The organism is Pseudovibrio sp. WM33 (genome assembly GCF_001623165.1).
Lineage (GTDB): Bacteria > Pseudomonadota > Alphaproteobacteria > Rhizobiales > Stappiaceae > Pseudovibrio.
Window position 1 is genome coordinate 26,360 of record NZ_LMCK01000015.1, and the last position, 20,743, is coordinate 47,102.

8 protein-coding genes and 1 pseudogene are annotated in these 20,743 nt (G+C 52.6%); 4 read left to right on the forward strand and 5 right to left on the reverse strand.

The window, feature by feature from the left end:
• Nucleotides 1-645 precede the first annotated feature (645 nt).
• The 4 genes and pseudogenes from PsWM33_RS28315 to PsWM33_RS03550 form a co-directional block, all read right to left on the reverse strand.
• A pseudogene (locus PsWM33_RS28315) lies at nucleotides 646-1,331 on the reverse strand (IS3 family transposase); the annotation flags it as partial.
• A gap of 88 nt (nucleotides 1,332-1,419) precedes the next feature.
• Nucleotides 1,420-1,725 (reverse strand): hypothetical protein, encoded by a 306-nt coding sequence (locus tag PsWM33_RS03540; protein ID WP_063299235.1) that lies wholly within the window; start codon nucleotides 1,723-1,725, stop codon nucleotides 1,420-1,422.
• A gap of 2 nt (nucleotides 1,726-1,727) precedes the next feature.
• Nucleotides 1,728-2,339 carry a cytochrome c oxidase subunit 3 gene (locus PsWM33_RS03545; RefSeq protein ID WP_063299236.1) on the reverse strand — a complete coding sequence of 204 codons (612 nt, stop codon included), beginning with the start codon at nucleotides 2,337-2,339 and terminating at the stop codon, nucleotides 1,728-1,730.
• Nucleotides 2,340-2,432: 93 nt separating this feature from the next.
• A complete protein-coding gene (locus PsWM33_RS03550) occupies nucleotides 2,433-3,356 on the reverse strand; it encodes a LysR family transcriptional regulator (RefSeq protein WP_063299237.1) in 924 nt (307 codons plus the stop codon).
• 149 nt (nucleotides 3,357-3,505) lie between these two features.
• On the opposite strand from PsWM33_RS03550, the gene PsWM33_RS03555 reads away from it, so the two are divergent.
• From PsWM33_RS03555 to PsWM33_RS03570, 4 genes are all read left to right on the forward strand, one after another.
• Complete coding sequence (locus PsWM33_RS03555; protein ID WP_063299238.1) at nucleotides 3,506-4,516, forward strand: TAXI family TRAP transporter solute-binding subunit; 1,011 nt, start codon at nucleotides 3,506-3,508, stop codon at nucleotides 4,514-4,516.
• 169 nt (nucleotides 4,517-4,685) lie between these two features.
• The gene (locus PsWM33_RS03560) at nucleotides 4,686-6,908 is read left to right on the forward strand and encodes a TRAP transporter permease (RefSeq protein ID WP_063296805.1); all 2,223 of its coding nucleotides are present in this window, start codon (nucleotides 4,686-4,688) and stop codon (nucleotides 6,906-6,908) included.
• Nucleotides 6,905-8,155, forward strand: coding sequence for an NAD(P)/FAD-dependent oxidoreductase (locus tag PsWM33_RS03565; RefSeq protein WP_063299239.1), 1,251 nt, complete (start codon nucleotides 6,905-6,907; stop codon nucleotides 8,153-8,155). Before PsWM33_RS03560 ends, PsWM33_RS03565 begins: the two co-directional genes overlap by 4 nt.
• Before the next feature lie 10 nt (nucleotides 8,156-8,165).
• Complete coding sequence (locus PsWM33_RS03570) at nucleotides 8,166-8,891, forward strand: aspartate/glutamate racemase family protein (protein WP_063299240.1); 726 nt, start codon at nucleotides 8,166-8,168, stop codon at nucleotides 8,889-8,891.
• 5 nt (nucleotides 8,892-8,896) lie between these two features.
• Here PsWM33_RS03570 and PsWM33_RS03575 read toward each other — a convergent pair whose 3' ends face one another.
• On the reverse strand, nucleotides 8,897-20,725 hold the full coding sequence (locus PsWM33_RS03575) for a LysM peptidoglycan-binding domain-containing protein (protein WP_063299241.1): 11,829 nt from the start codon (nucleotides 20,723-20,725) through the stop codon (nucleotides 8,897-8,899).
• Between the last annotated feature and the right edge of the window lie 18 nt (nucleotides 20,726-20,743).

The window sequence follows — 20,743 nt, forward strand, 5'->3', positions numbered from 1 at the left end:
GTCAGTTAATAACAAACGCCAAACAACTTGAACTGCTCCCCTTCGCCTTAAGACCGGCTCAGTCCGGTCTCGTGTAACAGGCTTTCCCTGCCTCAGACTACTACGGGAGCTCCGCCAGCATAGTGGTCATCGGAGTTTGCTTCCTTAGCATTCCATCCATGCCTTCCCTCGTTCATATGTTGGACTTAAAAGCGTATTGGGGAAGTCGCCGGTCGCAGTCTTTGCCCTTGCTTGCCGCAAGTCGCCATCAATGCTGTGCTCTGGCTACGTTCTCATCACAGCCCATACGGGAAGCCATACATTTACCCCCGGATGCAAATCAGCTCGCGCTACATGTGGAGCTATTCTTTGATGGTACGCCCCTTAATCCGCGTGGGCGTAGGTGACATTCCAACCCACAGATACGAGTGAACAGGTTCGTGTTCCTCAACTTTCCAATACTCAGCCTGGAGGACCATCTCGGCGTAACGGATTTTGCCTCAATCCCCTTTTCCCACGGGCTACGTCACCCTGTCAGCAACAACAGGTCACCGCCGTTTCGGCTCTTATCCCCCCGTAGCGGGAGACATGGCATGATCTCATTCTCCTTTCTAAAGTTGCATTCCAAACATATGCCTCCTCGGATAATCCGAGACGAGGCGCACCGTAGCTGATGTCAGCTCCCCACTTCTGATTGGGGCCGGTACAAGTGAAGTCCTGTTCCAGAAGGTTAGGGGCTACAGGCTTGTTGTGATGACTGACTGTAGTTCTCTTGAATTTCTTTTTCCTCTCCACTTTCAGAGAGTTATCACGCATCAGGCGAACCACGCGATGCCTACCTACATTAAGGCCGTCAGCGCTAAGTTCAGCTGCAATGCGCCGTGAGCCATAAGCTCGGTTTGAGGCTTCAAACTTGTCTTTGATATGAGCAAGGAGCACCATATCCTCACGTTGTCTGGCGCTAGCAGGCCGCTTTCTCCAAGCATAATATCCGCTGCAACTGACACTCATAAAGGCGCAGAGGCTAGCAGTCGAATAAGACGCGTTCTGTGCATCGATAAACTGATATCTCATCGACTTGTTTCCCTGGCGAAGAACGCTGCCGCCTTTTTTAATAAATCTCTCTCTTGCCGTAATAGCTCGTTTTCTTTGCGCAATCTGGCTAATTCTTTACTTGCGTCTTCATGCGGCCCTGACAGCAAATCCTGATCCCGAAATTCTTTGATCCAGCGGTTCAAGGTAGCTCGTCCCACACCAAGATCGGCAGCGATTTCAGGAATGGGCCGACCACTCACTTCCACCAGCCGTACCGCTTCCCGTTTAAACTCTTCCGTATAATGTTTTCGACCCATGAAGTCCTCCTCAATTTATCGTATCAGAAGGCTCTCCAGTTTTCCTGAGCCAGTCCAGTTTCTGCTTTTGGCAGGTGTGTTCAGGTCTTTATTGCGTAAGCGCTGCTGAGCCGTAGGTGAGCAGGGCTGCACAAATCATTGTTAAAGTGAAAATCATTGAGGTGAGCGTGGAGAGCCATGCAGGGCATCTGGTCAGGCCAAGGTATCGGGTCAGGATGATCCGCGCCTTAAACAGGATCAGCGCAGCGATGATCAGCGGGCCGACATAGACAAGCAATTCGCTGCTGAACAGGCTGAGACCGTAGCCGAGCAGAGTGAGCGCGACCAGAACCACCCAGGCTTTGAGTAGATCGTTCATCTGGATGCTTTTAGAGGGTGTTTTGTTGGTGTCCATGATTACAGCCCCTGCCCCATAAGATAGAAAATGGGGAAAATGATCACCCAGATCAGATCCACCATGTGCCAGAAGGCTGTGCCCGATTCCATGTTGTCCTCGGTCGGCCACAGGGCGATGATGCCGAGTATGATCAGGCCAAAGATCACGTGCGCCAAATGGAACCCGGTGACCAGATAGTAAAGCGTATAGAATGTGTTGGTCTCAACATTGAGGCCAAGGGCAAGCTTTTCCTTGTACTCGAAAATCTTGAGCGCGATGAACACGACACCGAGACTTCCTGCCCCCAACAGTGACAATCTTGTCTTCACGATCTCTTTGATTTTGGCAAAGCGCACCGCGATGGCAGCAAACAGGCCTGAGGTGAGCAGGATGATTGTGTTTAACGTGGCAAGAGGCACATTGAGGTGCGTGCGTGCCTCGCGGTAAATCTCAGGATTGAGCAGTTCGTTGCCGGCAAAGGCCCAAAGCGCTCCGCCAAACACGAGGATTTCGCTGACGATCAGGATCCACATCATGGGATCGCCGGGCAGATTTTCCAATGCCCAGGGAGAGACAGGCTGGTTATAGACCCGTTCTGCAGTCTCGTTTTCTTTCTGGCAAACCTCGTCCATTACGCCCTTCCAGCCGATATGAGTGTTTGATGGCAAAGTAGATCGGTTTGCCTGCGCGGTCCTTGTTGGAGCGCTAACTGTAGCTGCTCTTTGCTATCTGATTGGCTGATTGATGGTTTGTTCCACCCAGTTTTGCCAGGAGGAGACGAAAGAGCTTGCCAATCGGGACAGTGGACGCTGGTGCGGCACGAGGATGGAGTAGCCGAACGGTACTGTCGGCTCAAATGGTAAGAACGCGATCTTCGAGGCATCCCCCCGGCTGCGCTGGTAGCTGACGGCACTCAAAACATCCACGACTGCACAGATTTGTCCAGCTTCGACGAAATGGAACAGCGGCAGGAAATATTGAGTATCGATGCGGATATCAAAGTGTGCGTCACTGGATTGAAACGCAACCTTAGTGGCCTCAAAGGTGGAATGGTTGGGCTGGAGCACGCCCATAGGCACGCCGTTCAGATCCTTTGCGTGGATCACCTTTTTATCTGCCAGCGGTGATGTTTTTGGAACAGCGCACAGGCAGGTGCATGGGATTGTGGTGTTGTGAGACAAGACATCCTGCTCCGTGCCTACAGCTGCATCACAAAAGCCGATGTCAAAGCTTTGTGCGGCGATCAGGTTGAGGATTTGCGGTGAGCTGCGGGTTGCCAGAGTGACCTTCACCTGCGGTTTGTCCTCGATGAAGTTGCTGATGAACTCGGGCAGCAGATAGGAGGATGGACCGGGCATGGCAACAATACTCAACGAGCCTTGCACCTGATCGCGCATGTTGCTGAGGTTTTGCTCAACCGTCTTCAAACGATCTAGAATGCCTGAGGCCTCCGAGAGCAAATAATGGGATTCCGGGACAGGAATCAGTCGGCGCCCTTCACGCAGAAAGAGCGGCATTCCCAAATCATCTTCTAGTGCTTTGAGCGATGCGCTGACGGCGGGCTGGGTGCGATGAAGGTTTCGTGCAGCGCGGCTGACCGATCCGGTTTTCATAATTTCGCGGAAAACCGCCAGTTGCTGCAGGTTCATGGGCACCTCAATATATAAACAAAATCTATCATAACCATAATATTTCGAATTTGCTTTTATGAATAAGGCTAACCACCATGAGGCCAATAATTATAAATACCTATCACCTTAAATTGGGCTTATCTGAATTTATTAGAGGGGGGATACTCATGGGATTATTCAGTAAATGCGCCGGGATTGCGCTTGCTTGCACGATGATCAGTGGTGCAGCGGTTGCGCAGGACATCAAATTTTTCCGCATTGGTACAGGTGGTGCTGGCGGAACCTACTTCCCGATTGGCGGGATCATTGCCAACGCAATTTCCAACCCTCCGGGCTCTCGTCCGTGTGATCAGGGCGGCAACTGCGGTGTTCCAAATCTGGTGGCGATCGCGCAGTCAACCAACGCGTCTGCGCACAATGTGAACGCCATTCAGGCGGGCCAGATGGAAGCGGGCCTGACCGGTGCTGCGACACTTCATTTCGCCTATCACGGCTCTGGCAAGTATGAGGGCAACGCCAAACCAGACCTTCGTGTGATTGCGAACCTTTACCCTGAGGACTTGCATCTTGTACTGCCAAAGGGTGGTGAGCTGGACAGCCTTGCGGACCTGAAAGGCAAACGGGTTGGAATTGCGCAGGCAGGTTCTGGAACGCAGATTGCTGTTGAGCTCATTCTCGGTGATCACGGCGTCAATCGTGACAATATTGATGAGGCAGAGCTCAACAACTCTCAAAGCGCGGAGCGGACAGCTGATGGTCAGCTGGATGCCTACTTCTATGCTGCGGGAACCCCGGTTGCTGCCATGATCCAGCTGGATAACACCAAGGGCATGGATCTCTATTCCTTCACTGAGGCTGAAGTTGCTCAGGCGAACAAGACTGTTCCCTACTACATTCCTTCCACCATCCCTGCTGGCACTTATCCGGGCGTGACGCATGACACCAACACGGTGGCAGTGAGCGGCATGTTTGTGACCAATGCTAATATTGATGAGGAACTGGTCTACGAGATCACCAAGGCGCTTTGGTCCAAGACCGCCCGTAAACTGCTGGATAATGGACATCCGAAGGGCAAGGTCATCACCATGAAGAGCGCGCTTGATGGCATTGATGGTATTGGCGTGCCGCTGCACCCGGGTGCTGAGCGTTACTACAAAGAAGTTGGCCTGCTCGATTAATCACAGTCTGACTTAAAACGGCAGCGGGAGTGTTCTTCCGCTGCCTTCTGTCGCCACCGGTGGTTCAGCCTTGCCGCATGCTTTTGTTTGCGCAGCTGTTGGTATTGGGAAGAGATAGCCCAACACGCTCTTACCACCGCATGACGCACCCCAGACCCGGGAGGGTTCCATGCCCCTACAATCGCACCTTGATAACAAGGCTCTGGAAGAGCTGGAGAAAAAGTATGACTCCGCTCTCCATACCCGTGACAACGGGCCAATCCTGACAAAAGTGGTTTATTGGGCGACCATTGCCTATGCGCTCTATCACTTCTGGACCGCCGGATTTGGCACGCCGGTTGATTATGTTCACATGGGCATCCATCTGGCCGGGTTGTATTTCTTCATTTTTCTGGCGTTCCCCTTCCTCAAATCTGATCGTGCCTTGGCCAATACGCCCGGTAAGTTCCTGAGCTTTGGTAATGTGCCGCTGCTTGACTGGGTGATCATGATACTGGCGATGATGGGATCGCTGTATCTGTGGTTCAGCTGGCGTGGATTTGACCTTTTTGGCATTCAGGTTTCTGAGCAGGCCTTGCGACAAGGCAACCCAGCCGGACCGGATATCTTCTTCGGCACTATCATCATTTTAACAGTGCTGGAGATCGCGCGCCGGACCATTGGTATCGTGCTGCCGCTGATCATTCTGGTCTTCATCGGCTATGCGCTTTTGGGGCCATATATTCCGATCCAAATCCTGAAGCATCCGGGCGTTGACTGGCGGCAGTTCGTCAACAACATGTACTTCCCGTTTGAAGGCATTTTTGGCGTTACGCTCTGGGTCGTTTCAACTGTTGTGTTTCATTTCGTGCTGTTTGGTGTTGTGGCGCAGCGCATGGGGCTTGGGCAGTTCTTCGTTGATAATGCGATGATCCTAGCCGGACGCTATACAGGCGGACCTGCGAAGGTTTCCGTTGTCTCCTCCGCCTTCTTTGGCACTATTTCCGGCTCTTCCATCGCCAACACGGTTTCCACCGGTTCGCTGACCATTCCCAACATGAAGAAGCTTGGGTATCCGGGGCACTTTGCAGGCGGTGTTGAAGCAGCGGCCAGTGCGGGCGGACAGATAACTCCGCCGATCATGGGGGCTGCGAGCTTCCTGATGGCCGAGTATCTGGAAGTGCCTTACACCACCATCGTGATTGCAGCGATTGTGCCTGCCCTGATGCACTATATCGGCGTCATGTCCATCGTGCACTTCACTGCAAAACGCCTTGGGCTGGAAGCCTACCCTAAGGACCAGATCCCGCAGTTTGTGCAGGTCTGGCGTGAGGGCTGGTTTACAGTGCTGCCACTCATCGGACTGCTCGTGGTGCTGTTTTCTGGCTATTCGCCCAACATGGCTGCGTTTATTGGTATTTCGCTTTGTGTTGTTGTTGGCTTTTGTGCCATCGATAAGCCGCTGTCTCTGGCTGTGCCACTTGCCTTGCTGGGTTTCATTTTCTGGAAGGCCTCGCCATATTCCGGTGAAGGTTTCTCGCCAACGATGGCCGGGGTGCTTGGGGCGCTGACCTTGCTGGGCTGTTTGCACCGCAATGAACGGCAGAGCTTTAAAGACCTGTTCGACAGCTGCCATGTGGGCGTGCAATACGCACTGGCCGTGGGCGCTGCCTCTGCTGCTGTTGGTATTGTGGTCGGTGTGATCAATACCACCGGTGTTGGCTTCCGTCTTGGCTTTATGGTCACCAATGGCGCTGCGGATATGGCGGCCTCACTAGCACCACTGCTTGACTGGACCTCTCTGGAAGTGTTCGGGCAAGCCTCCATTCAGCAGTTCCTGTCTCTGGTTCTGATCGCTATTGCCTGTATTTTGATGGGTGCTGGTCTACCGACAACAGCGCTTTACATTATGCTTGTCGCGGTGGCTCAACCGGCTCTGGCACAACTGGGTGTGCCCGCTTTGGCAACGCATATGTTCGTGCTTTATTACGGCGTCATCTCAGAGATCACTCCACCGGTTTGCGCCTCGGCCTATGCTGCGGCGGGCATTGCAGGGGCGAACCCGTTCAGGACTGGTGTGAGTGCCTTTACCTTGGGGCTTGGCAAACTCATGGTGCCAATGGTGTTCGTCTATGCGCCAACCATGCTGATTGTTTTGCCAGAGTACTTCACCCTCGTCTCGTTCTTGCAAGTCACGCTGACCTGTGCGCTGGGTGTGTTTGCTATTGCAACAGCCGTTTCCGGTTACTTCATGGCTCCGCTCAACGGTCTGTGGCGTGTGCTGATGGCTATTGGCGGATTGATGCTGGTTGCTCCAAGTCTGGGGTCTGATCTGGCTGCAATTCTCATCATCGCGCCTGTCTTGTTCCAGCAGGTTTCCAGCCAACGCAACTTGCAGGCGGCGACACAATGACAGAAGCTGTAGTACCTGATGTCACTGTGCTTGGTGCGGGGTTGGTTGGCATTTGCTGTGCTCTGTCTCTGGCCGAGAAAGGTTTGCGCGTGCACATGGTTGACCGGGATGCTCCCGGTCAGGCCACCTCTGCTGGCAATGCGGGGATTATCTCGCCGTGGTCTGTGGTGCCACAGTCCATGCCGGGTCTTTGGAAGAAGGTGCCCGGCTGGCTTATGGATCCGCAAGGTCCGGTGACGATCAAGCCCAGTTACCTGCCTCGCGTGGCTACATGGGGCCTGCGTTTTCTCTATGAGGGACGACAGGAGCGCATTCAGCCGATTGGCGATGCCATGCATGCTCTCAATCATGACTGCATTGAGCTTTACCGCCATCACCTTACCGGCACAGGGCACGACAATCTGCTGCAAGACAGCTGGTATGTACATGCATTTCGGGATGCCTCCCAGATTAACTTGAATGGCCCGGATTATGCCATGCGCCGCGCTGTGGGGGCTGAGATTGAGGAGATTGGCGCTGCGGATTTGCGAGATCTGGAACCTGCTCTAACTCATGAGTTTGAGGCCGCCGTTCTCATCAAAGGACAGGCACGGGCTGTCTCTCCCGGTAAAATCGGTGAAGTGCTTGCCGACAAACTACGCCAGATGGGCGGAACCATTGAGCAAGCCGAGGTGCACTCCATCACGCCAAAAGACGGCGGCGGCTGGAGATATGTGACGGAGACAGGCGAGCATTTTGCACCGAAACTGGTGCTTTCCATGGGCGTCTGGTCTGCCAAGCTGCTGAAACCACTTGGGGTCAAGGTGCCGATGGAGGCTGAGCGTGGCTACCATGTGTCTTTCAGCAATCCCGGTGTTGCCCTCACGCATTCCATTATGGATATGGACATGAAGTTTGTCGCCTCCACCATGGAGAGCGCCATTCGGGTTGCCGGAACGGCTGAGTTTGCCGGGCTTGATGCGCCAATCAACCAGAAACGGCTGGATGGTTTGGTGGGGCTTGCCAGCAAGCTGCTGCCAGACTTGCGGATGGATGACATCAGCACATGGTCCGGACAACGTCCCAGCTTGCCCGACAGTTTGCCTTGCATTGGCGAAATTGACGGATTTCCGGATTTGATTGGCGCGTTTGGACACAGTCATTACGGCCTGATGATGGCCCCGAAAACCGGCAGGTTGGTTGCTGATTTGGTGACCGGCACCACCCCCAACATCAATATGACCCCCTATCACGTGACACGGTACTAAAGGATTTCGCATGACCATTCATCCTGGTGGCCAGAACATTTGCGGCGTTTCAATCGGCGTTCTTTCACTGGAGAGTTATTTCCCGAAACCTCCCGGTCACATCAAGAACCCGTCGAGCCTGCCGTTTACAACGACCTATGAAGTCCTACATGGATTGACGGTTCAGAAACTACTAGCTGATCCCTCACCTGAGTTGCTTGAGCCGATCCTCAGCGCCGCCAAGCGTCTTGAAGATCAGGGCGTACATGCAATCACCGGATCCTGCGGATTTCTGGCGATCTTTCAAAAGGAAATCGCAGCGGCCGTTTCTGTTCCGGTTTTTGTATCCTCGCTCATACAGGTTTCCCTTGCCTACCACATGACCAATGCACCCGTTGGGGTCATCACCGCGTCCGCTGCCTCTTTGACAGACAAGCATCTGGAAGGTGTGGGTGCTGCCCATGTGCCGATTGTGGTTCAGGGACTGGATGATGCCCCTGAGTTTTCTGCTGTGATCTTACGCGGCGAACGCACGCAGATGGACCTTGGCAAGGTGACAGAAGAGCTGTTTGCTGCGGCAGATGACATGATTGAGCGATCACCGGATATTGGTGCCGTGGTTTTGGAATGCACTGATCTGCCGCCATATGCGCATCAGCTGCAAGCGCGTATCAACCGACCTGTGTTTGATATCATCACTCTTGCCAGCATGACACATTCGGTGGCGCATCGGCACGCCTTTCCCGGATTTATCTGAGTGTCTTACACCCCTTCTGTTTCGCTTTCATAAGATGGCAGAGGTGGAATGATGTCATCGGTGCACAGGTAGAGGTTTTGCAGGTTGAGCAAGGGCATGGGGTTTTCCGTCAGATTGGACATGATATTCATGGCAATGTTCAGCTGAGCTGCATTGCAGGATGGTTTATGCGCCTGTGCCCACGCCGTGATTGAGTTGGCAAGGTTTTCAAGGATATCGCCCTTAGGTTCGCCGTTGTTCTGGATAGTGACGGGGGTTGGCGGCAGAAGAGCGATTGGCAGATCGATTGGCTCTTCTGTGAGGCCTTGCGCAAGATGATAGCTGTAACCGATATTAAGCTGCAGCGTAATGTCGCCAGCATACTCGCCATGAAACAGCATGTAGAAGAGATGTTCCAGATGCTCCTTCAGGCTCCGCTGATAAGGCTCATTTGTGGGGTTGCCGAGGTATGCAATGTTGAGTGGCTGAAAGCTGGACAATGTTGGGTGGAACGGGTTTTTAAAGGTGGCCGTCGGCGTTCTGAATACAAAGCCATCTGTGATTTTGCCGTGGATATAGCTGTTGCGGATCATGTACATGGAAGCCAACGCATCTTGCCGCGCGAGCACCTGCATGCCCGGCATGACGACCTGACGATCACTCAAGGGCTGCGCAATATCCTGTGTCAGATAGGTCTGCTTGCTCTTCGTTTTCTGGGTGTAATAGTAGGTGTAGGTCTGCTTTCCATCTACACATTCGCAATTGTCCTGGTGGCTTGTCCAATCCGGGATTTCGACCACAGGGTCTCCGGTTAATCCGGCAGGCTTGGTACAGTCTTCCAGGATCAATTTCACGATCCAACGCTGAGATGTTTGCTCCGTTGGAGTGCTATAATCCTGATTTTCCTCCAGAATGCTGAAACTGACTGTTTCGCTGCCCTCTTTTTGTGAGGTTGCTGCAAGCATCGCAAAGCTGCTGCTGGCGTTTGCTTTGCAGATTATGTCTTCGTTGACCTTGATGATCACAGCCAGAGCCTGAGCCGCTTTTTCGATGGCATCGGCTGACTGATTACCAGCGTTTATGATTGGAGCAAATTGGTCCAGCGTCGTGGTGAGGTTGTTCTGGATAGTGATGAACTGCACGAGTTCGGCAAAGGCATCCATGAAACCGGTGAGTTCACCTTGCGGTTTGTCTTTGAGGTTGAACTGGATTTGGCCATGAGCTTTGTCCTGAAGGTAATGGAAGTTCAGGCCGTAAGTGTATTCGTAGTTCCATTTGGTGATCTGGGAGAGCTTCTTAGCCTTCGTGTCATAGGCAGGGCCCGCTTGAGAGACCATGCGCGGTGTTTCCGGGAAACTGCGCAGCAAGATGGGCACTTTGAAAGACCCAAGCGGCTTTTCAAGAACAGGAGTGCCTTCCGCCTGGATCGGAGAGAGCCAGCTTGAGGCTTTGTAGTCGACTATGCCCTGAACCGGGCTGATCTGATGTTCGAGAGACGTGACTTTGTAGCTCAGATCCAGAGCGAGGCATTCCGTTGTCTCTCCCAGTTTTTCTGAGGCCTGAAGCAGGAAGGTGAGCGGTTGCTCTGCACCATCCTGCAATTTCAATTTGGCAGACGTGAGCGAGAAGAGGCTTGAAAGGGATTTAGCAGGTTTTGGCTCCTGCGCGTCTTCCTGTGCATCCGGTGGGCAGTCTGCCACGCTGTTCAGGTTGATGTTGCCGTAAAGCTGCGGCGTTTCTTCATCGCCTGTCAGCGGAATGTTGGCAGTGATATCCGCCCCGAATGAGAGGACAGCTTGTGTTGTGTAGAGGTTGGAAAGCTCTTCCAGCAACGTTTGTTTGAAGGTTTCTTGTGCGGAGGCTAGCCGCGTACTGGTGCCGTCCTGATAGATAGGTGCCAGCATGCGTGCTGTGATCTGTGCAAGGCTTTTCTTTTGCTCCGTCAATGCCTCCATAAAGCCGCTGACAACTGCAGGGCTCTCACCAGCGCAGGAGACACTCTGCGGTTTATTGGCTGCGAGTTTGTCGATGAACAGGATTGAGGAGGAGTATTTTGGAGACAGCAGCGCGTCAAAAAATTCAAAGTACTGCTTCAGCCAAACGTCCATCTCTACATTCGAGAAGGTGCTTTGAATCGGAGTACTTGTGAACTTTCCTGTGCTTGCGTCAAAGTCGTCCAGTCCGGCGTAGGGATAAACCGAGGCACTGCGGGAGATCAGCGTGTTATTGACCGGAAGCGGTGCGTATATTTCTGGCTGGCTTTCATCTGAGATGTGGAAGGAGATTGGATCTCCTTGCTCTGTGCCGACACGAACGCCCCAGGTTGCGTTGGAAGACACGCCAGCAGACGGCGCATATCGGTTGATGCCGGAGGCGACCATCATCATGAAATCCGGACCATAGATAGACTGCGCTACACACTGCGCAAACTCTGCCAGAATGTCTGGCTTTGGCTTCGTCGGCTTTTCGGAGTTTGCGCCACCTTTTTTAGATTTCGGCGCACTGACGGATGTTCTGATTGCTATGGTGTTGGCAACAGATCGTGTCAACGGATCGGCTGCGTAATCACCGACCGCTATGCCGTGGGTTCGTTTGAAGACAAGCTGTGTTGTGATCTCAATGATTGGTTCCTGATTGAGGCTGCTCATTGACACGGTTACAGGCAATGAGAGCGGCGGAATTGTTTCAGAAGTATCAGTTTCTTCCGGGTTGCTTTGCTTGATCAAGAATTGCTCGATGTCTTGCCACCAGCCGACCAGCTGCTCAAGTTCGTGTGCTGAGAGCTGATAGGTGTTGAGCGAGAGTGTCGAGTTGACCTCTATTGCAAAACCGTTGGGGTCATTGAACTGGGCCAGCATATCTTCAACAATGACCAGTGCTGAGTGCGCTCTTTGCTGGGCGATCTCCGGGTTTTGACCTTTTTGCAGGATGAACGGCCCACTATCAAAGCTGAAGGTGATGAGGATCGTGAAGTTTTCCGGGGTCGTTTCGGCGCTACCCTCAGGCTGCACTGTCCAGTTTGCAGAGGTCGAGGGCCACTGAGAGAGCGGGATGATCTGATCTGTGTAGCCCTGAAGCGCCGGCTTGCTGTTCAGCTTTCCTGCGGGCTTTGTGGGCTCGTCCAATACCGTGAGAATTGTATTGCCGTAATAGTCGTTCCAGCTGAGTTGAGTTTGCAGGAGCAATCCGTTGGCACTGTACGGGTTCAGTGCTGTCCCTTCTGAGGCATTTTCGGGTTTTACAAGGCTGAGATACGAAATTACGCCATGATACATTTCCGCATCGCCAGCAGACGCTTCCAGAACGTATCGGATCTTTCCCTCATTGGGCGAGGTGGACTTGCCTGAAGCACCAATGGGCAGGCCCATATTGCTTGGTTTGAAGTCCTGATTTCCCAGAATTTTATAGGCCAGCAGGCTGTAGTTGTTGAGGAGCAAGGCCGTAGCATAGTCGTCTCCTGTTCCACCCTTGGGTATCTCCGGCGCCTGCTCACGTTGCGCATTAATCGCCTGAACACCGGGGTGCTCACCAGGTTGAACAGTCAGCGGGCCAGCACGCACCGTGAGTATTTGACCGGTGACGAGCAGTTGCTCCATTTCTGCGTTTGTACTGGCAACAACGATGGGCTCTGTGCCAAAGTAATCTGCGATGTCTGACAGGCATGTGCAGCTCGACAAGTCGTTGCTCAAAGTCTTGGAGCCAATTGTCAGTTCAATCACAGGCAACCGTATTGGTGCACCTGCTGGAACTGTTTCGCCAGTCAGGCGTGGGTTTACCTGCTTCAGGGCCTCAACGCTTGTCCCAAAGCGCAAGGCGATACTTGCGAAGGATACATCACCGCTTTGAGGAACCCGATAGGTACCTTGCTCGATGCTGATGGTTTTGCCCGGTATCAGCTGGATTTTGCCGTTCGCTGATGTTTCCTGACCTGAAGCCAGAGTGTTGGCGATGAGTGAGTTGAGGTTGGAGTGATAGCGCAGTGCAATGCTTGCCAGTGTATCATCATCAGTGGTCATGTGCTCCACCAACTCGCCTTTGGCAGCTGCGGTCAATGATGTACCTGAGCCGGCGATTGGCTGTGCAGTTGCGAGCCCGTTGATGTAGGCGTGCATGTACTCCTGATCTTCATGGATGATGACCAGAGACAGCGTCGCCTCACCTTTTTCGTTAAAGATATCTGGCGGCAATCCTGTCTGCCCGTCATCTGCTGTGTAATAGAGATAGAACCCGCCAGAGTTGGTGACGCCAGCTTCCCAAAGCAGTTTGACCAGTGACATGGGCGTATTGAGAAGCGTCGGGCTCTGGCTTTCCTTTGCCGCCTCAGACAACAGCTCTCCGGTTGGATTTATCACCGTGGAGAGGTTGGTTTGCGACAGGCCGAAGGTGACATTGCTGCCGCCCTCACCCACAAAATGTGTACCGCTGCTTTGTGAGCCCTTGCTGTAACCGAGCGTGAGAGACGCAAAGCTATGATCCTCAGGCAGACTTTGCAGCAATCGCTCCAGAATGACTACGCCAGCCGAACTCACCCCATTCAGCTCATAGGTTGTTTTCAAGGCCGCATCCGGCGCCGCTTTGGCTTCTGCCGCTGGAGCGCTCGATGTTTGCACTGGCAGTTTCTTGATGGAGAACTCAATTGTTGATGCCCAGCCATAGTTCGTCAGTGGGGCTTTGATGGCCTTCCCCGTAGCAGCATCCATCGACACTTGTTCAACAAGGAGCTGAGGAGGCACAACAGCGCTGTTTTGCGCGCTGTTGGCACCAAGTGTCGTTAGTGCTGCAGAAAGTGTCCACAGACGCAGATATTGGGTGTTGGATGGCTTTTGAGGGTCGTGTGTAGGAACGTTGATAGGCTCTGCACTTTGCCAATTGATGAAGTGCGGGATTGGGAAGGCGCTTGGTTGCTGCTCAACCTTTGCAAGGAGAGATAGTTCCTCTGGTCCAGCCGACAGGTACTCTGTCTTCCCGTAGGCCGTGACGGCTTCTATGCGTTGATAGTCCTTGCTTGCAGTCGCCTCGCTGTCTGATGGTACATCCACATCGTATTTCAGGGTGGTTTGGTCATTTCCAAGTGTGATCCAATCTGCATCCTTTGGCTTGCTCAGCAGCAAGGAGAGACTGCTTGTAAGAGGTGTAGGAATGGCGAGCTGTTGACCGGACAGAGCGAACAGGCCAGCCTCATTTGGCAGACTGAGCTTTCCAGCCTCATCCTTTTCAACCCAGATGCCCTCAACAAGTGGTGTAATGCCATCTGTTGGCAGACGCATGCCGTGGAAGTAATAGCGTGAGGCCATGCCTGACAGGTGGGTTATGCCACCTGTACGCTGAACTTCCTTGATGAGCTCTCCAACAGGGAACTGAGGTAGATGCACGATGCTCAGACCGCCAGCATCTGATCCTGCGTTGGAGCCTGATGCACCAGCAAACAGATCTGCAACCTCTCCGTTTGCATCTATTGCCAGTGCTTCAACATCGGTTTCAAACTTTTGCGCGATGGATGAGAGCGTGTCTGCGTCTGCTGCCTTTTGCGTGAATGCAGGCATCAGCAGAGTAGATCCGACAACCAGAAGGTTCTCTTGTTGCTGTATGGTGTCGCTGTTGGTCAGCTCGTCGATTGTGATCCCAAGAGCAGAGGCGACTGCACACAGTGTTTGCCCTCCAGAGATGATGTGCTTCTTCTCAGTTCCATCTGATGCTGTGTAATCGATCTGCGCACCACTGCGTAAAAGGCCAGCGACTTTCTTGTTTTTACACATGAGGTCAGAGGCTTCGACAATCGCCTTGTATGGGTTGTTACTGGACAGCGTTTGGAAGGAGCTGCCCGCCGGTATGACAAGCGGTGCTGTTGGGATTGTGACGTCCGCACCTTCTGTCAGAGGGTGGCTGTTGTTGGCTTTGAAGAGATCGGTGAGTGTGAAATCTGCGCCAGAAAACGCACCTTGTTTGTTGATCCAACTCACAATGGCATTGGGTGCTTCTCCAGCTGTGAGTGGATAATTGAAGTCGCGCAGACCGCTCAAAAGGCTTTGCATCATTTGCTTCATGATAAGCATGAAATAGTTCTCATAAATATATGATGCAATTGACATTTCATCGCCAGATGAATCTACTTCAGAGGATGGTTTCTTGCTCTCTTTTTCCACCTGAACACTGAGCTGATTAAAGTAATCTGTTAAGTCCTTCAGATATTTGGTGGTTATCGTATTGTAGTCTGCAAAGGCATAGGAGAGCGCCGTTTTGCTGCCTTGTTCCAGCGCGATACTGAGCGATGGCACCATTGGGAAATAGGTTGCCTGCGCTTCACCCTGGCGTGAGGGTAAGCCAATATCAAGCATGAATTGTTGCTGTAGGAAGGAAGTGATGTCCTGCTGCGTCGGTGCGTCTGGCGAGGTTTCCAATCCGCTCAGGCTATCCAGTATGGCGTTGATCTCAACCGCACTGATCATGTTTTTGTCGATCTGGTCTGCACTGTGGCCTTCATCACCCATCGTGGCAGCTATAAGCCAGCGGGTCACCATCTTGGCCAGAGCCTCAAAACCAGTATCAGCTTGCTGCCCTGCTGCTTTCTCATAGAGTTCCGTGTCTTCCGGCGTTGCGGGGGCTGGTGCTGTAATGAACAGATTGGCGACGTAGCATGGCAGTTGGGGTGGACGGGCCTGTTCAGAGGATGACCAATTCTCATCCTTTGCCAGGGTCAAGCCGTAACCCAGATGGATATCCAGTGGGTTTTGAGAGGGGTCTGCGGCGGGTTGCAGGTTTGCCCAGTTGAACTCAACGGGAACCGTCTCATAGGCCCCCGTCAGCATTGGCAAGCGGCTGTAGAGTGTTAGGCGGTCCGCTATCGGTGCTGCGAGCAGGCCTTCATAGGCTTCTGAATGATCCAGCCAGGGCGCGTCTTTCGGGTTCTGGATTGCACCTAGTGTGAACGTGGTGTGGACGTGTGCGGAGAAGCTGAAGCTCACTTTGATGGTGAAGAGGCCTAGATCAATCTTCGCGGATGCACGGACATCCACTTTAGCCGAGATTGTCAGCGGGATCGGCTCATATGAGGCGAACTGGATCTGGGCGCTGACTTCGATCCTGATGTTGACCGAGGCCTTGATGATTGCAAAATCAATGGAGCCATAAAGCTTGCCGATGATACCGAAGGTGCCAGTGAGGGAGAAGAAGTATTCTCCCTGCAATGACAATGCACTTCCACTGCCTGAATGCGTATCATCATAGGCGTTCCACTTGGCTAGAATGCCTTGCAAAATACCAAAAGCAGTCAAACTGAAACCGGCTTTTAGAATGCCCATTTCAATAGACTTACCAAGCCCCAACTGCGCGCCGAAACCAAAGACCAGATTGGGGTTGAAGAAGCCCAGCTTGGATGTGGGCAGTCCCTTTACAGATGCGGCTGGTAACTTGCCAAAATAAAACCCTCCTCCGCCTTTTACCGGGATGCCTGGTGGGACAATGGCTTCAACTGAGAAAGAATGCGAGAAGTTGTTGTTCCAGGGAAATCCCACATCAATCTGGAAGTCGCCGTTGGTGTAAACCTCGATGCCGAATGTTGGCAGTGTGATTGTGACGGCGCCAACATCAATGCGACGCATGATTTCTGGCAGTTCGATTGAAGCGGAGAATTTGCCTAGCCCTGGTGAGACTTTTTTGTAGATGACCTGAAAATCCAGACCGGAAAAGATCTTTGCTGCTTTGCCACTGCAAGCAATCCGCAGCGCATAAAGGCTGGGGTCTGTGAGGACCACCTGAAGTGTGAAGGTGTACTTTGGGCCGCTCTTTTCCAGCTCGCCTTGATGTTCTTGCCCCAGCTCTTTGCTGGAATCGATCCTCAAAACACCGAAGTCAGTTGCAAACAACCAGTTGATATCACCAGCAAAGCCGATATCCGGCACTTGCCCCACTGAAGGTTTGTGAAGATCCGCCAGTATATCGACAGCCTGCTGTACCGTGGTGACATCTTGCAGACCTTTGACGTCTACATGCTGCCCACCAGCGAGCAAACGCAGGTCAAGATACTTGTTGCCTGCGCCGCCGGGACTTGGCGTCGTAGAGGGCTGATCAGCTCTCCATGGCGGCAGTTTTGTTGTTTCTAGTCCGGTATGAGGCAGCCAGAGAAAATCACCTTCCAGCTGAACGAAAACACCTGCCCCCTTCTGATAGATGAGCGAGATACCCGTTACTGAGGCGATCAAGAGATCGATGGGGCCGATCTTCACATCAAACTCAACGCTTCCGGTTTTGAAATTCCATTTGAGTTCGAAATCGGAAAGTTTGACGTCATTCAGCAGGTCAAAAGGTGCAGCGAGACCAAACTTGGCACCGGTCATCCATTCCACAAAGGTTTCGACCATGGCACCAAGTGTAGTAGTATCTGTGAACTTGATCGTCGCAGTCTGATCATCGTCTACTTCCGCCGAAAACTGACCCCATGTGATGCCGAAGTGAGAATGGGTTTTGGCATACTCGTAAAATACCGTGAGTTCGATATTTTCCCAAAGGATGTCGGCAGTCAGCAAGGCATATTTGCCGTTTGCTTTTGCCGTTTCATACCGGACCAATGATCTTTCCGGGGTAATGAAGATAACCTCGTCATGGTCATCAAGTACCGGAATGCATGCTTTACTGCCGGGTAACAGCAGCTCACGCCCCCCCGTATCTCCAATTTTTGCTGTGAAGGTCGCATCACTCGGAAGCCAGTCTGGTCCGTTATTTTTGAGATCAACAGTGCCCCCGAACTCGTAGCAGGCCGCTGATGTTCCGGTGCCCGTTGAGAAGGTCACATTTAGGCCTGAGACGTCGATATCAAGAGCGCTGGTCGCCCAGCCACTTCCAAGGTAGGCAGAAATGATCTGACTGATCTTGATGGATGTGTCGCCCTGTTCCCCGCGGAACGTCCAGAGATGGTTTTGCGTGTTAAATGTGGCTGTCACATTAACCGGGACGGGCTGAACATTTGGCAGACCATCAAACAGCGTTGTAGAGGCTTTGATGGAGCCTACCGAGTTGGTTCCAACGCCTTTGACTTGGATGTAGATGTCGTTGAGCTCAAACTTTGCGGGTGGCCAGGTGATCTGCCAGCCTTTCAGATTCACGCCAGCTTCAACGGAATAGGTACTGCTGTTCTTGTTCTGCCCCGGAGAATACTCCAGTGACAGGTTTGCAATATCGGCATCAACGTCAAGGTGGTAACCGCTTGGCAGCAGTGCATTTACAAAGCCCGAGACAGGCAGGTTTGCCCCATCCGGGCTGAGTGTTGCCGTTACTGTGGTTTGCGGATAGGTGGCAGAAAGATCGAGAATTGCTTGGTTGCTGCTTGAAGCGATCATAGCATCTGTGGATGCCACCCAGCTTATCTGACGCTTGCCGGTTGGCTGTGAAGCGGTGATCTCAAAACTCAGGTTCTTCAGGTTCAATCCACCAAACAGATCCCATTCCTTGCTGTCTTTCAGGGAAACCTGAAAACTTTCTATTCTCTTGTTTTTTGAGTCATAGTTGAAGCGAAGGCCATCCACACTCAGCTCATTCAGGTCGGCGAATTCTGAGGGGATCGAGTTTGCAAAGTTCATCCCGCCGATGAGTGCGAATAGGGAGTTCAGTGACGGGGCTGCCTCCTCTGCAAATGCCCCCTGCACCACCATCTTGTTTTTGGCAGAGCTTGGGAAATCCATGTTGAATGGAATGAGCGTATCGCCGACCTCAATGGAAGTTTGCACACCGCCTGTGAGACGCGCACCATTGCTGGAAAACTCAACGGACAGACCTGTGTCTTCCAGTGCGAACCATTCGACGCCTGGTAACTCAAGCTTTTCCAACGAGAGTTGGAGTTGGACTTTGTAATTGCGTTGGTTTTTACTCGCTCGCCCTGTGCTGGAGACGGTAAGTGTGACTTCCAGTTCTGTGCCGAGAAAATCCGAGGTCTTTCCCTGTACGATGATCTTGCTGAGCTTTTTTGAGGTGTAGACGGGTTTGATCGTCACAGGGCTTTTTGCGGAGCCAATTGTCAGTCCGCCTGAGCCCAGTACCGTTTGCAGGAAGGTGTGGAACGGTCCCTCTTTCAGCACATTGGGGATCAGAGCGAGCATCCCATTTTTTGTATTTTCCGTCAGCGAGGTTTGCAGTGTTTGCAGATCAGAAAAAATACTGTCGGAGACGCCACTTGCGACTGAAACAAGAGCAAATCTGGCCGCTAAAAAACCGAGCGCTTGTAAGAGCTTATCGTTTTGAGGTGCGGTGTAATACTGTTTGAGGCCGTCAAAATACTCGAAGTACTCACCCTTTTCTGAGCGAAACTGGGTCACCATATCCGATATGGTTTGCGCCAGTTCATTGGGCGGCATGGTTGCTTTGTAGCCCTCTTGAAACGCGGATGTTCCGAGAGCAATCTGGTTTTTTGAGGTATCTAAAAGCGTTGCGGTGGTTGGTGTTGTGCTGCTGGCGGCTTTGCCCTTGCCGTTTCCAAATGTGCTTGGATAAGGGTTGGACGTGAAATTGCCGAGTTTGAAGAACGGCTTACCCAGGTTTACAGCCAGATTGGCGCTTTGAGTACCTTCCAGAACGCTTGGCAATGTGGCTGCGCCATACAAATAGTCAATCGCGTCTGGCGGCAGATCAGACAAGGTGGTGACAACCGTTGCACCTGGTTTCAGTTTGCTGAGGAAAGCAGCCCCAGCAGAGCCTGACAGGTCTTTATTCAGGTAAATACCAGTACCTGAGCCAGAGGTATTTCGGAACACTTGCTGGTTCTTGCAGTAAGCGTTGATGTTCTTTGTCAGCTCATCACGAGACGTGCTTGTGCCCTGCTTTACCGCGTTCTTTTGAGGAAAGTATCGCGCAAGTGTTTGCCATGTGGAATTGCTCAAATCATCCAGAACAGCGATGACAACGGGCTTTTTGGTAAAGCCTTTTTGCTTTTGCAGAAGGGCGGCTGCGGCGATGAGCTCAAAAGCAATCCCTTCTGCATTGCCGACAAGTGATGTTTTGTCTATCGATGAGCCTGGCAGGCTCGCAACCGGAAAGAACTCGATGCCGGATTGGCCTGATTTTCCAAGGGCATTGCTGATGTTCTGCGCCGCACTTAATGCCTTGGTGTTGACCTCCGGGGTCTTTCTCAGGTCCGCCCAGTTGAGCTTTGTGGTCAGGTCATGTTTGAAACTGCGATAGGCAAACTGTGAGCCTTGCAGAACGAGCTGATCATCGAGGTTTATGGTCTGTTTCAGGCCCGGTAGCACCACCAAGGAGTTGGCGGAACAGGCCTCCCCAGCCTGCGTGCAGGTTTCGGCTGTCCAGAGATAGGGTTGTAGCAGGACAAAGTAGCTGCATTTCACTGCAGTCGCGATGCTTGTGTTGTCGATGTTGGGAATATTACCGCCGCCACATAGACATAGCGGCATCGTGCCAGACAGGCCCGGCACGGAACGATGGGTTATCTCGCCTACGGTGGATTCCTGATAAGCGTGAAAGGTGATTGTAACGCCGTCCAGCGTCATCGATGCGCGGGTGGTCGGGTCAAAGCCGGGTAGCAGCTGCGCCAATTCCTGTAAGATCGTTTTCTGGCCACTGTCGTAAATCAGGTCCACATCTACCTGAAATCCAAAGGAAATCATTCGCTTTAGGAGGTTGATGGTATTGGCGGCACTGCCTGATCTTTGGTCTTGAGAGAGGAAGTAGCGCAGTTTTTTACCACGCAGCAAATCCGTGAGCCGACCAAGGATGTGGTTGGAGAGCGTCGCATTCAAATCCTGTGCAGCAGAGGCGAACATTTGCACCAGATTGGCAAGCTCTGAGGACAGGCTCTCTTCGTCTGGCGTGGCTACGCGCTCGAGTGGTTCGATTGGACTGTGCTCGTTCATCTTGCTGCACCAGTGCTG

What these genes read in the sequence shown, in the direction of transcription:
- PsWM33_RS03570 (WP_063299240.1), top strand. Translation starts at nt 8,166, where the DNA reads ATGACCATTCATCCTGGTGGCCAGAACATTTGCGGCGTTTCAATCGGC.
- PsWM33_RS03555 (WP_063299238.1), top strand. Translation starts at nt 3,506, where the DNA reads ATGGGATTATTCAGTAAATGCGCCGGGATTGCGCTTGCTTGCACGATG.
- PsWM33_RS03575 (WP_063299241.1), bottom strand. Translation starts at nt 20,725, where the DNA reads ATGAACGAGCACAGTCCAATCGAACCACTCGAGCGCGTAGCCACGCCA.
- PsWM33_RS03550 (WP_063299237.1), bottom strand. Translation starts at nt 3,356, where the DNA reads ATGAACCTGCAGCAACTGGCGGTTTTCCGCGAAATTATGAAAACCGGA.
- PsWM33_RS03565 (WP_063299239.1), top strand. Translation starts at nt 6,905, where the DNA reads ATGACAGAAGCTGTAGTACCTGATGTCACTGTGCTTGGTGCGGGGTTG.
- PsWM33_RS03560 (WP_063296805.1), top strand. Translation starts at nt 4,686, where the DNA reads ATGCCCCTACAATCGCACCTTGATAACAAGGCTCTGGAAGAGCTGGAG.
- PsWM33_RS03545 (WP_063299236.1), bottom strand. Translation starts at nt 2,339, where the DNA reads ATGGACGAGGTTTGCCAGAAAGAAAACGAGACTGCAGAACGGGTCTAT.
- PsWM33_RS03540 (WP_063299235.1), bottom strand. Translation starts at nt 1,725, where the DNA reads ATGGACACCAACAAAACACCCTCTAAAAGCATCCAGATGAACGATCTA.